Annotated in this window: 13 protein-coding genes and 3 pseudogenes; 7 read left to right on the forward strand and 9 right to left on the reverse strand. The window is 59.5% G+C overall.

The window, feature by feature from the left end; translation table 11 throughout:
* Positions 1-164: 164 nt before the first annotated feature.
* Positions 165-302 (forward strand): annotated as a pseudogene (locus DSM14862_RS19355) (IS6 family transposase); the annotation flags it as partial.
* 52 nt (positions 303-354) lie between these two features.
* On the opposite strand, the pseudogene DSM14862_RS19360 reads toward DSM14862_RS19355, so the two are convergent.
* Positions 355-754, reverse strand: a pseudogene (locus DSM14862_RS19360) (DDE-type integrase/transposase/recombinase); the annotation flags it as partial.
* Between the two features lie 453 nt (positions 755-1,207).
* Positions 1,208-1,579, reverse strand: a complete 372-nt coding sequence (locus DSM14862_RS19365) for an SHOCT domain-containing protein (RefSeq protein ID WP_243254603.1) — start codon at positions 1,577-1,579, stop codon at positions 1,208-1,210.
* A gap of 238 nt (positions 1,580-1,817) precedes the next feature.
* Here DSM14862_RS19365 and DSM14862_RS19370 point away from each other — a divergent pair, with 238 nt between their 5' ends.
* The 4 genes and pseudogenes from DSM14862_RS19370 to DSM14862_RS19385 form a co-directional block, all read left to right on the forward strand.
* Entirely contained in the window at positions 1,818-2,204 is a 387-nt protein-coding gene (locus DSM14862_RS19370; protein WP_040702034.1) for a DUF302 domain-containing protein, read from the forward strand.
* A 1-nt stretch (position 2,205) separates the two neighbouring features.
* Positions 2,206-2,877, forward strand: a complete 672-nt coding sequence (locus tag DSM14862_RS19375; protein ID WP_007121331.1) for a TVP38/TMEM64 family protein — start codon at positions 2,206-2,208, stop codon at positions 2,875-2,877.
* A gap of 61 nt (positions 2,878-2,938) precedes the next feature.
* On the forward strand, positions 2,939-3,109 hold the full coding sequence (locus DSM14862_RS19380) for a hypothetical protein (protein ID WP_165481302.1): 171 nt from the start codon (positions 2,939-2,941) through the stop codon (positions 3,107-3,109).
* Positions 3,058-3,348: pseudogene (locus tag DSM14862_RS19385) on the forward strand (heavy metal-binding domain-containing protein); the annotation flags it as partial. The gene DSM14862_RS19380 and the pseudogene DSM14862_RS19385, both read left to right, overlap by 52 nt.
* Before the next feature lie 75 nt (positions 3,349-3,423).
* Here DSM14862_RS19385 and DSM14862_RS19390 read toward each other — a convergent pair.
* The 3 genes from DSM14862_RS19390 to DSM14862_RS19400 are packed head-to-tail and all read right to left on the reverse strand — an operon-like array spanning position 3,424 to position 7,099.
* Positions 3,424-5,613 (reverse strand): xanthine dehydrogenase family protein molybdopterin-binding subunit, encoded by a 2,190-nt coding sequence (locus DSM14862_RS19390; RefSeq protein ID WP_243254604.1) that lies wholly within the window; start codon positions 5,611-5,613, stop codon positions 3,424-3,426.
* Positions 5,610-6,596 carry an FAD binding domain-containing protein gene (locus tag DSM14862_RS19395; RefSeq protein WP_007121327.1) on the reverse strand — a complete coding sequence of 329 codons (987 nt, stop codon included), beginning with the start codon at positions 6,594-6,596 and terminating at the stop codon, positions 5,610-5,612. Before DSM14862_RS19395 ends, DSM14862_RS19390 begins: the two co-directional genes overlap by 4 nt.
* Positions 6,593-7,099, reverse strand: coding sequence for a 2Fe-2S iron-sulfur cluster-binding protein (locus tag DSM14862_RS19400; RefSeq protein WP_007121326.1), 507 nt, complete (start codon positions 7,097-7,099; stop codon positions 6,593-6,595). Before DSM14862_RS19400 ends, DSM14862_RS19395 begins: the two co-directional genes overlap by 4 nt.
* Positions 7,100-7,367: 268 nt before the next feature.
* On the opposite strand from DSM14862_RS19400, the gene DSM14862_RS19405 reads away from it, so the two are divergent.
* A complete protein-coding gene (locus tag DSM14862_RS19405; protein ID WP_243254605.1) occupies positions 7,368-8,594 on the forward strand; it encodes a glutathionylspermidine synthase family protein in 1,227 nt (408 codons plus the stop codon).
* 39 nt (positions 8,595-8,633) lie between these two features.
* Positions 8,634-9,212 carry a DUF1190 domain-containing protein gene (locus DSM14862_RS19410; RefSeq protein WP_007121118.1) on the forward strand — a complete coding sequence of 193 codons (579 nt, stop codon included), beginning with the start codon at positions 8,634-8,636 and terminating at the stop codon, positions 9,210-9,212.
* Positions 9,213-9,219: 7 nt separating this feature from the next.
* On the opposite strand, the gene DSM14862_RS19415 is transcribed toward DSM14862_RS19410, so the two are convergent.
* The 4 genes from DSM14862_RS19415 to DSM14862_RS19430 all read right to left on the reverse strand — a co-directional run bounded on the left by DSM14862_RS19415 (position 9,220) and on the right by DSM14862_RS19430 (position 12,144).
* On the reverse strand, positions 9,220-10,125 hold the full coding sequence (locus tag DSM14862_RS19415) for a bestrophin family protein (protein WP_007121117.1): 906 nt from the start codon (positions 10,123-10,125) through the stop codon (positions 9,220-9,222).
* Positions 10,126-10,221: 96 nt separating this feature from the next.
* A complete protein-coding gene (locus tag DSM14862_RS19420) occupies positions 10,222-10,380 on the reverse strand; it encodes a hypothetical protein (RefSeq protein WP_007121116.1) in 159 nt (52 codons plus the stop codon).
* Between the two features lie 45 nt (positions 10,381-10,425).
* The gene (locus DSM14862_RS19425) at positions 10,426-11,253 is read right to left on the reverse strand and encodes a BKACE family enzyme (protein ID WP_007121115.1); all 828 of its coding nucleotides are present in this window, start codon (positions 11,251-11,253) and stop codon (positions 10,426-10,428) included.
* Positions 11,254-11,280: 27 nt separating this feature from the next.
* Positions 11,281-12,144: a 3-hydroxyacyl-CoA dehydrogenase NAD-binding domain-containing protein gene (locus DSM14862_RS19430; protein WP_007121114.1), complete on the reverse strand. Its 864-nt coding sequence runs from the start codon at positions 12,142-12,144 to the stop codon at positions 11,281-11,283.
* Positions 12,145-12,146: the final 2 nt, after the last annotated feature.

A 12,146-nucleotide genomic window follows, 5' to 3' on the forward strand; every position in this document is an offset into this window, starting at 1 on the left:
TTGTGTTGGCAGATGTCTGGCGCGTTTAGGCAAAGAAAACGAGGCCCGCACCCGCGTCGCGTGTGACGAAGACGTAATCCGCAAATCATCGACGCGGAGTTTTCCGAAAGGGACTGATGCGTTAATCGTCGGCGCCGGCCTGTTTTGGACTTTTGAGGTTGAGCATGCCGCGCAGCTCCCTGTTCAAGCATCCCCGTTTTCCGCACGACATCATCCTTTGCGCGGTGCGGTGGTGTCTGCGCTACCCACTGTCCTACCCGGACGTGGTGGTTCTGCTCGCAGAGCGCGGGATCTCTATTGATCGCATCGTCAAGTTGTCGGCGATCTCCGCAACGATAGCTTGGGCGCCGGATATCAAGCAGCCTTCAGCTCGCGCGAGATGTCATCCAAGATCCAATGGGATTCGGCTCCTGGACTGACGGTAGCAAGTGGCTGAAAGGGTGTGGCGGCGAGGGCGGAAGACGGTTTGGACTTCGTCGTGGACGCATAAGAACTGCTGAACCTGCCGGGGGGATTTGAAACGACCCATGTTCTTTTCTCGCCGTCGGGGCGGCCTATGTGACCCTTCGGATCGATTGTTGAGACCCTTATTGCTGCGATGCTCGATTCCCGGAGTAAGCTTCTTCAGGGCTGCCCCGTAGCTTCGGAGTTTGTCCGTAACGACGACTCGAGGTTCGCCAAATGCCTTGAATAGCTTGCGGAAAAACCGCTCTGCGGCCCGTTTGTTGCGCCGAGCTTGGACGAGATCCTCTATCCGTTGATTGAAAGAGGGAAGCCAACCGAGACCCCCGGTGTCAAATTTGACTGCCGCAGTTCTGAGGAAAGCCATCACCGGTCGCTACCACGTCTATCAAGATCCGGGTCAAACCAAGTGGAGCGTCCGTTACTAGGCCCAGAATGGAGATGTCTACATCTGTCGCGCCAGGGGGGCGGGGGCGTCATCAAGAAGTAAGGCAGCACTACTCAGTAACCCCTTCTAGATTCGGACTCTCTGGCGTTCGTTATTGGGGCCGAACCAAAAGCACACCCACGGGCCGCGATGCTCTGTCCTGGCCGCTGGTCGTAGACAGTAGCACCTTTCCGCTTTGCCATTACCGGTGCGCTCCTTTCGGCCGCGAGCGCTGTCCAAGCGGTAGATCTTCCAGACGGCAGTTATGAAACGGCGAATGACGGCGCCCGGGGCACGCTAAACCGGGCGCGTCTTGGATCAGTCAGCGAGGAGCTTCTTGCGCTCGGTAAACTCGGTCGAGTCGATCTCACCTGTGGCATAACGTTCCCTAAGAACCGACAGGGCTCGGTCGTGCGCCGCATGACTTTTCGAACCGGGTCCGGTCGCGCCGGACAACCCCAAGAGATATATGATCCCCGCAATGATCCCGACCACGATCAAAATCATAAAGATAGGCCCAACAATCATTCCAAACCCTCCCCACTGGTTGCCGCCCCACATCATGTCATGGCCATGATCGTAAAAGCTGCTTCGGCTCGGGATTTCTGCGACCTGTGCGATAGCCGATGTTGCTGCCACGCTGAATGCGGCCACCATACCCGGGACATATACCCTGTTCTTGCGTTTCATTTCATAGCTCCGTTCGATTAACAGCAACTCGGACGACCTGCTGAGCATCAAGCTATAAGCGAAGAATGGGGCTTGGGTTGTGATCTGGATCAATACAGCGCCAACAAAATGCTGTAGAACATTGCAGGATACCGATGCTCATTGCATTTCGAAGGACTCCAAAAAAATCAAATATGTGCTTAAATGGGGCCGACTTCCCAGTTCTGTGTCTGCCAAGCCAATAAAGGAGTGCACGTTCGTGAGTTACACAATCAATCGCATGTTCAATGACAGCTCATTTGACGATATCGACGCCCGAACCCGAAGCGCCCTTGCAGACCATGGTTTTGGTATACTGACCGAAATCGACGTAAAGACGACGATGAAAAAGAAGCTTGATGTCGAGATGCCGTCCTATCGCATACTCGGTGCCTGTAACCCGAAAATGGCCTACTCTGCCATTGGGATAGAACCGCGGGTTGGCGCGATGCTGCCCTGCAACGTTATCCTACGCGAAGCAGAGGGCGGCGTTGAAGTTAGCGCCGTCGACCCGGTGGCGTCGATGCAGGCTATCGAAAACGCTGAACTGACGGCCATAGCGGGCGAGGTCCGTGACCTTCTGACGAAGGCGGTCGAGGCGATTTGAGGTGAGCCTGCGCACCGGCATTCTCGCAGCGCTGGCGATCCTCGGGGTCGCTCTGCTCGGTCTATGGCAGTTCGCGCCTTCGGTGTTCGTAAAGGCACGCGAGTTGATGGACGCCGAGCGTCTTAACATGCTGGTAGAGCGCGCAGGTATGTGGGGTCCTGTGGTGATTATCACGCTGATGACTGTCGCGGTTGTGGCGAGCCCGATCCCAAGCGCCCCGATCGCAATGGCCGCGGGCGCTGCCTACGGGCATCTTTGGGGGACGGTGCAGGTCGTAATTGGTGCCGAACTCGGGGCACTGATCGCGTTCGGCCTCGCGCGTGTTCTGGGGCAAGATGTCTTGCGGCGGGTGTTCGGTAATCGGGTTGATGCCGGTCTGCTCGGCTCGCAAACCGTTTTGACGATGACGGTTTTTGCGAGCCGCCTTATGCCTTTCGTGTCTTTTGACATGATCAGTTATGCGGCAGGTCTCAGTCGCCTCCACCTCTGGCGCTTCGCGCTTGCCACACTGGCGGGCATCGTTCCGGCGAGCTTCTTACTTGCTCATTTCGGCGGGGAGGCGGTCAGCGGTGACTTCGGGCGGGCGACATGGGCGGTGCTCGGGCTCGGGCTGGTCACCGGATTGCCACTGCTCTGGATAGCCACCCGACGCAAAACCCCAAAGAAACCCTGATTGCGAACGCCCACAGGAAGACAGCATCACACCTCCCGGCGCGGTGGCCATGGGCTCCGGGATGATGATCGGCGGGGCCATCTTCGCGCTGTCAGGGCAGTTCGCGGCACTCGTCGGGCATTCTTCGCGCATCATCCTGTCAGGGCACACGCTGCAAACCACCATCAAAATTAACTTGAGATTCCTGTCACCGGAGGCGAGACCTTCCATTTCTGCTCAGAAAAATGCCTGACGAAATTCTAAGAAGACCGGTGGCTTTATGCAACTGGCCGAAGCGCTAAGCGTCCAAAGGCAGCGCCTGCGGACGTCCAATTTACCTGCCCGATGCATCCTGAGATCATCCGAGACGCGCCCGGTGCCTGCCCGATCTGCGGCATGGCGTTGGAACCGCTGGTTCCTTCGGATGAGCCCAGCGAAGAGCTGGCCGACTTTACCCGCCGTATGTGGAACTCTGCTGCTGCAGGCGTGCCTTCCGAAAGCCGTCACACAGCCTTCCGCGTCTGCTAATTTGAATAAAGGGAGGCGGGGAAAGCCGCCCCTCATCGATCACATCCCGGCAATCACCTTATCCAAAGTCGCAGGATAGTCGCGCACCCGCACGCCGGTGGCGTTGTAAATCGCGTTGGTGATTGCAGCAGCCGCGCCGCAAATGCCCAGCTCGCCAATCCCTTTCGCCTGTAGCGGATTGGCCCAATCGTCCCGCTCTTCCAGCAGATTGACGGTCAATTGCGGCACATCGGCGTTCACCGGAATGTGGTATTCCGCAAGATTGTGGTTCGCCACATGCCCGTCGCGTGGGTCGAACGACAGCTCTTCGGTCAGGGCGATGCCAATCCCAAAGGTCATCCCGCCCAGACATTGAGAGCGTGCCGTTTTAGGGTTCAAGATCCGCCCGGCAGCGAAGGTGCCATGCATCCGCCGCACCCGTGTCTCGCCCGAGGCGGCGTGAACCGCGACCTCGGCGAAGTAGGCGCCAAAGGTTGCTTGCCGGACTGCTTCGGAGGTATCACCCGGCACCACGTGACCAAGTTTGGCAATCTCATCTCCGTTTAGGATCTCACTCAAGGGGCGGGTTTGATTGTCGAAAGTAGCCATGCCATCTTTCAGAGTAAGGTCGTTTTCGTCGACCTCCAGCCGCTCGGCCAACTGCCGCCGGATCGCTTCGCATGCCAGATAGACCGAGGTGCCGCTCGAAGACGCTCCCCAAGACCCGCCTGAGCCAGAGGCCGGGGGCAGGGTGGTATCGCCCAGCACCACATCCACGGCATCGCGCGGCAGACCCAACATGTCCCCCGCGATTTGGCCGAGGATCGAATAGGTCCCAGTCCCGATGTCGGTCATATCAGTTTCGACCCGTGCGCCCCCCTCGGGTGTCAGTGTCACGCGCGCTTTGCTTTCCATCAGCACATTGATCCGTGCCGCCGAAGCCATACCGTAGCCGATCAGCCATTCCCCCTCGCGCCGTTCCTTGACGCCGGGGCGCTCGGCCCAGCCAAAGGTCTCTGCCCCACTGTCGAGCGCTTCGCGGAAGCGGCGGGAGGAGAATTCTTTGCCGCTTTCAGGGTCTTTCTCGGGGATGTTGCGACGGCGCAGCTCAACCGGGTCCATGCCGATTTTATCTGCAAGCTCATCCATTGCCCCTTCGAACACGGTCACACCGACCGCCTCGCCCGGGGCGCGGACGGAACCCGCGCAGAGGCGGTGCACCCGTGCCAGTTCCATCGACATTTTCCGGTTGGCCCCTGAATAGAGGAAATGGGACGCTTGAAGCACCGGCTCGGCGAATGTTTCTCCGGGCAGGTTCGACACGCGCGCGTCATGACCAAGGCCCATCAGGCGCCCTTCGGCATCGGCGGCAAGGCGCACCCGCTGTGTGGTTTCCGACCGGCGCATCGTTGCCTCATAGACCTGCGGGCGCTGCAACGCGACCGAGACGGGCCGGCCCACCTCTTTGGCGGCGATAGCTGCCGCAACCGCTTCGGGTGTGATCCCGAGTTTTGAGCCGAACCCACCACCAACATAGGGCGACAGTATGCGCAGCCGATCTGGGTGAATGCCAAGCGCATCCGAAAGCTCATTTCGGTTGTATTTCAACATTTGGTAGCTGCCGCGCAGGGTCAGGTCATCACCGTCCCACGACGCGATAGAGGCATGTGGCTCCATCGGTGAACTGGAATGCGAGGGGGTGGTATAGGTCACATCCACCGTGAATGCCGCCTCTTTCATCGCGCCATCCAGATCGCCCTGATCCAGCGCTTTTCCCTTCTGCGGTTCGACCGCTGCGGTGTCAGGATCAACGGGCATGACCTCCCCATTCTCAAGCTGCACCTTAAGCGATTGCGCCGCGTGACGGGCCTGTTCAAACCCTTCGGCGACCACGACAGCGATCAACTGGCCGAAGTAGGTGGCATGATGCGGCCCCTGAATAGGGGCTTTGTTTGCGGTGCCCTGCGCGGGGTTGCGCAGAAGACGGTCGTCTTGGATCACGCAGAGCACGCCCGGCATCTTTGCTACGGCATCGCGGTTCGCCAATACCACGCGCCCGCTGTTGCCCGGCGCGCGAACCATGACGCCATGCACCATGCCCTCGACTTGCCATTCGTTGGCATAGGTCGCAGTGCCGGTCACTTTCAACGGCCCCTCGGGGCGGTCGAGCGGCGCACCGACAAGACCCTGCGCCATGTTATCCAATCTGCGAGCGGTAGCAGGGGCGTCCATCTTAAATTGCTCGGTCATTGCTGTGCCTCCTCAGTGAGTTCGTTCAGCACCGACACTAGCGTGCGGCGGGCAAGGGGGATTTTGAAATCGTTCCCACCAAAGCCTTTGGCCTCAGCAAGAAGCAGGTCAGCGGCTGTGTTGAACAGGTCTTCAGAAGGGGCCGCTCCGGTCAGCAGGTCCTCGACCTCGGCATTTCGCCAAGGTTTCGGGGCAAGCCCACCAAAGGCCAGATCAGCGCGGGCGATTTGACCGTTCTCCACTTTGACGAGACCAGCAACTGAAACCAAGGCAAAGGCATAGGACGCTCGATCGCGCACCTTGCGGTAGGTTTGTTTTGCATCAACAGGTGCAGGCAACACCACGGAAGTGATCAACTCGCCCGGTTCCAGCACAGTCTCTTGATCAGGTCGGTCGCCGGGCAACAGATAGAGGTCATCCAGCGTCAGACGGCGCGTGTTGCCGTCTTCTTTCAGAGTTTCCACCTCGGCCCCGAGGGCGCGCATGGCAACGGCCATATCGCTGGGATGCGTGGCGATGCAGTGTTCCGATGTGCCAAGGACCGCAAGAATACGGTTGACCCCATCTATCGCAGAACAGCCCGTGCCCGGCTCACGTTTGTTGCAGGGCATAGCGCGGTCATAGAAATATAGGCAGCGTGTGCGTTGCAGTAGGTTACCGCCCGTTGTGGCTTTGTTGCGCAACTGTCCGCTCGCACCCGCCAACAGCGCCCGGCTGAGCACAGGCCAACCTTTGCGAATGCGGGTATCATTGGCCAGATCACTGTTAGTGACCAATGCACCAATGCGCAGCCCGCCGTCATCCGTCTCTTCGATCTCGTTTAGGTCCAAGCGGTTGATGTCAATTAGCGCTTCCGGCGCCATGACTTCGAGCTTCATCAGGTCCAACAGATTTGTGCCACCAGCAATGAAGGTGCCACCGCTGGCCGCCTGACGTACCGCGCCTTGAGCGCTTTCGGCCCGAGTATAATCAAAATGTCTCATGCAGTTTCCCCCGCAGCTTTGCGGATCGCCTCAACGATGTTGGGATAGGCCGAACAACGGCAGAGGTTGCCGCTCATCCGTTCTGAAATTTCCTCCGGGGTGAGCTTTGCTTTGCCGTCCAGATCATCGGTCACATGGCTGGGCCAACCGTTGGAGATTTCTTCCAGCATCGCCGTGGCCGAGCAGATTTGACCGGGCGTGCAATAGCCGCATTGAAAACCGTCTTCACTGACGAAGGCTTCTTGCAGTGGGCTAAGGTTTCCGGGCTGACCGATGCCTTCGATGGTGGTCACCTCATCCCCATCGTGCATACAGGCCAACGTCAGACAGGCGTTGATCCGGCGGCCGTTTACCATGACTGTACAAGCGCCGCATTGCCCGTGATCGCAGCCCTTTTTGCTGCCGGTCAATCCAAGATGATGGCGCAAGGCATCCAGCAATGTGGTGCGAGGGTCGAGGTCCAGGTGCTGTTGTGTGCCATTAATGGTCAGGTTCGTTTCCATGACAAATTCCTTTGGCTAAATGAGAGCGGGAGGCGGCCCCCGGTTATCGGCTAGATCGCAGGTAGGTCGGCGGACGTTGGCGGCAAGCGGAGGGAAGTGTCGCGCCTCGCGAAGGAGACCTTTTGAAGACCACGATGGACTGAGGTTATATTACATAATGTGAATTACAGGCGGCTCGGTCTCGGCCGGGCGCGCGATACCGGATCCCCCTCTGGCTGCCACCTGCAAAGACGATTACAAGCAAACTGAAAACCGGGGGAACAGAGCGTTGCAAAAGATTACATTGCCCGAAAGGCCCGATTGGCGCGCCCATGCCGAGGAGGTTGGCTTTACCTTTGCCGATATGCACGGAGAGCCGTACTGGGACGAAACCTCGGCCTATGCCTTGTCGCTTGAGCAGATCGAGAACGACATCGAAGACCCCTCGACCGAGTTGCACGGTATGTGCCGCGAAGCCGTGGCTGAGATCATTGCCAGCGAAGAGTTGATGACGCGCCTTGCGATTCCGGAGGCGCATCGCGATCTCGTGGCCGAGAGTTGGCGCCGGGGTGATCCTGAGATCTACGGCCGCTTTGATCTGGCGTATGATGGTCAACGCCCCGCCAAACTGTTGGAGTATAACGCCGACACCCCGACCTCCCTTTACGAAAGCGCTGCGTTTCAGTGGCAATGGCTTGAGGATCAATTGAAGGCAGGCGTTCTGCCCGAGGGTACGGACCAGTTCAACGGCATCCACGAAGCGCTGGTTGCCCGTTTTGCCGCTGTTTTTGAGCCGGACAGCGACCTGCATTTCACCGCTATCGCCGACAACCCCGAAGACTACGGCACTGTCGAAGCCATGGGGTGGGCCGCACGAGAGGCGGCCCTTGGCGCGCATTACTGTGACCTCGACAAGATCGCGCTGAGCGAGGACGGTCAATTCCTCGACGATCAAGACCGCTGCATCGCGGTGTTGTTCAAGCTCTACCCATGGGAAGACCTGCTGCGCGATGACTATGCCGCGCATATCGAAGGGTCGGGCTGCCTGTTTTTGGAACCCGCTTGGAAGGCGCTGCTGTCGAACAAGGGGCTCTTGCCCGTGCTGTGGCAGATGTTTGAGGGCCATCCCAATCTGCTGCCTGCGTTCTTCGAGGCGGATGTGGCCGAGGCGCTTTCCGGTCGTGGCCCTGCTGCCCCCGGCTGCGCAGAGGCTTTTGACCGCGCCGCCGCGGAATTAGCCGATGCGCATGTGCGTAAACCGATCCTGTCGCGCGAGGGGGCGTCGGTGGCGATTCACCAATCGGGCAAGGTGATCGAACAGTCGAAAAACACCGACTACGCCGAACATCCGCGCATCGTCCAAGCCTATGCGCCCCTGCCCACATTCGACGGCTTCCGCCCGGTGATTGGGTCTTGGATTGTCGGCGAGACCTGCGTCGGCATCGGCATCCGCGAAGACCGCTCGCGCATCACTCAGGATTTGTCCCGCTTCAAACCGCACTACATTCTTGCATAAACATTCGCCCCGCAGCCCCTTGGCAGAAAGACGACCATCATGACCAAACGCTCGAAACGGGTTTCCATCGCCATCCTCGGTGCCGCCGCCTTTACCCTTGCAGGATGCGAGGAAGAAAAGGTCGACGCCGCCGCCTTCCCCGACCTACAAAGCTGCCTCGCGGATGCCTCAAACGGCGGGATGTACACCCAGCAACAATGCGAAACCGCCTTTGATGAGGCCCAGACCCTCCATGTGGAGTCCGCACCGCGCTATGACAGCCTTGAGGTTTGTGAAGAACAGCATGGCGCTGACGCCTGTGGTTCAGAAGAAGCGGCGACCCAAGGCGGATCGGGCGGGATCTTCATGCCGCTGCTGGCTGGGTATTTGATCGGCAATATGATGAGCAATCGTGCGGGCATGTCAGCAGCACAGCCGCTTTATAAAACCTCCGATGGCCGATTTACCAATGCCGCGCGGTCCAGCACCTATTCGGCAAATCGCGGTGCGGCAAAACTCAGCACTTCGCAGTTCGCACGGCCGACAACCACGGTTGGCAAGACGCCGATGACCCGTGCCACCGCCGCATCGCGGGGGGGCTTTGGCCGTTCCGGTGGATCGCGCGGTTTTGGCGGCTAAGCGAGGGCTAGGTCAGCACATGATCGCGCGGTGACAGCAGTGGCGGCGGCGCGCGGTCCAACGCCTCGGCGGCTGAGACTTCGATGATCCTGCACATGGCATCCAGCGGCAGGCCGTTCTGCACATTGCGAAAAGGCAGCTCCAGCTCGTTGGTGACCGCCTGAAGGCCGAAAAAGACATAGGCCACAATCGCCGCGAAAATCGGCGCGAACCAATTCGTTGCTTCAATCAGCGCGAAGGGCAACAGCCAGCAATAGAGATAGGTCGTGCGCCGCACCATCAGTGAATAGACGAAGGGCAAAGGCGTGGTGAGAATGCGTTCGCACCCCGCCTGCGCGGCAGCAAGAGCGGCCAGCGTTTCTGAAAGCCTCATCTGTCCAAAACCACTCAGCCCATCCTGCGCTGCGAGATGGCTGATCCGCTCAGCCATGGCGCGCAGAGCAGCATCGGCGGGGTTTGTCCGGGCCAGCAGCGCTTTGGCTTGGTTGTCGCCAACCCAGTCGGTGATCTGCGCTTGCACATCGGCACTGCGCAGAAACCCACGGTGCAAATGGGCAAATGCCACGCCAAGCGATAGGATCTCGGCCCGGTCCTCACCACGCCCCACAAAGATCGACAGATCGCGCCCGAGGGTACGTAGATCGGCAATCATTGCCCCCCACAGCTTGCGCGCCTCCCACCAGCGGTCATAGGCGGCATTGTTGCGAAAACCCAAAAACAGCGACAGGGCGACGCCGAAAATCCCCATCGCCGCGATAGAGACATGGGGCAGTTCGACGAGATGTTGATCCACCAGTAGAACCACAGCGGTCAGCACGGCCACGCCGATGATCCGCCCGATAATATTCGGCACGATAGAGCCCTGTAGGACAAAGAACAGCTTCAGCGCGCTAGGCTGGTCCCTGACAATCATTCGACGATCCTTTGGCAGTGCAATGGTCTAGGTCGAATGCAACCTCTGTCCTACAGAGACAAGATGCAAGAGAAGTCGAAGGGGCGTCCGCTGCAGTTACTTGCGCCGCAGCACCGCGGCGGCAAGGATCACGATCGCCAGCGACAACAGCGCCACCGACCAAAAGGGATCATTGCCATGGGGATGCACATGCGCGCCCTCATGCGCCGCGAGCGGGCTGGCGAAAAGGGCGAGTGTGAATGTCAGTTTCTTCATCATAATATCCCTATTAAATTGGTGGCGGCGAAGAGCCCCTAAGCTCTAGCCCAACCGTAAAATCTCGCGCGCCTGCTGCGGTGTGGCGACGGGGCGGCCCGCCTCAGCACAGATCTCTGCCGCGCGGGTGACAAGCGCTGCATTTGAGGGCGCGAGCGTGTCTTTATCCATGCGGATATTATCCTCCAACCCGGTGCGCAGATGCCCACCTGCCGCCGCACACCACGCGTTAAGTTCCGCCTGATGGCGTCCGATCCCTGCCGCGCACCACGGGATATCGCCAAACAGCCGTTTCACCGTCTGAATGTAGAAATCAAAAACCTCGCGATCCGCAGGCATGGCGTTCTTCACGCCCATGACAAACTGAATATAAGGCCGCGCCGGGATCGCGCCCGCGTCCGCCATCGCCTTGGCCTGAAGAATGTGGCTTAGATCGAAAACTTCGATCTCGGGCAGAATGCTGTAGGTCTTCATTTCTCCTGCCAGCCAGTCGACAAGCTCGGGCGGGTTCTCGTAAACGCGGTTGGGAAAGTTGTTCGATCCCACGGAAAGCGAGGCCATATCCGGGCGCAGCGGCAGCATCCCGCCCCGGTTCTTGCCCGCGCCCGAACGCCCGCCCGTTGAGAATTGCACGATCATGCCGGGGCAATGTTTGCGCAGCCCTTCTTGCAGCCGCGCAAAGCGGTCAGGGTCTGCGGTGGGTGTGCCATCGGCGGTGCGCACATGGGCATGGCAGATCGTCGCTCCGGCCTCAAACGCGGCCTGCGTGCTTTCGATCTGTTCGGTGATGTCAATCGGCACTGCCGGATTGTCGGCTTTTGTGGGAAGCGACCCGGTGATGGCCACGCAAATGATTGCTGGGTTATCGGTCATGGTTGTCCTCGATTACTTAAAATGTACTTAACCAGCGCTGTCGCGCGCCAGAGCGATAACACGCTGCAGCGCCTCATCGGTGGCCCCGTTGCCCGCGTCTGTTGGCCAGTCATAAAACCCTTTGCCGCTGCGTTTGCCAAGATGCCCCTGCGCGACGAGGCCGGCGAGGGTGGGTGATGGATCGTGGCGGTCACAAAGATCGGGATATAGGTATTCGGCAATGCTGAGATGCGTGCCCAAGCCATTCATATCGCGCTGTCGAAACGGCCCGGAAAGCGCCATACGCACACCGACAGACCACTGCACAATCTCATCAATCTCAGCGGGGCTGGCGACGCCTTCGTCTACCAGATGCAGACATTCCCGCATGATCGCATGTTGAATGCGGTTGGCCACAAAACCGGGCGGTGCATGGTCAAGCCGCACGGGCCGCCGCTCCAGCTTCCGCAGCAGGCTCATGACATCATCGCAGAGCCCTGCGGGGGCATTCTTTGCGGCCACGACCTCAACCGCTGGGATCACGTCGCCGGGGTTAAAGAAATGCGTGATTATGGCGCGGTCGGGATGCACCATTTGGGCGGACATGTCCTCTAGCGTGAGACCCGAGGTATTGGAGAGGATCGGCGCGCCCTTGGGTACGACGCTTTCTAACGCTGCAAAGACCTTCTGTTTAAGGGCTAGGTTTTCCGGCACGCATTCCAAAGCAATATCCGCACGCCCTGCCCCCTCCAGATCCGCGCTTGCAGTCGCATCCGTGACCGTGGCCAAAAACATCTCTCGCGCGGCCTTGGTAGGGTCGACCGCATGCACCGCCCAGCCATGGTTGGCAAAGAGCCTGCCGATGGATTGACCCATCGTTCCGGCGCCCACGATGATGATGCGTTCCGCCATGC

Source organism: Sulfitobacter indolifex, from assembly GCF_022788655.1.
Classification (GTDB): Bacteria; Pseudomonadota; Alphaproteobacteria; order Rhodobacterales; family Rhodobacteraceae; genus Sulfitobacter; species Sulfitobacter indolifex.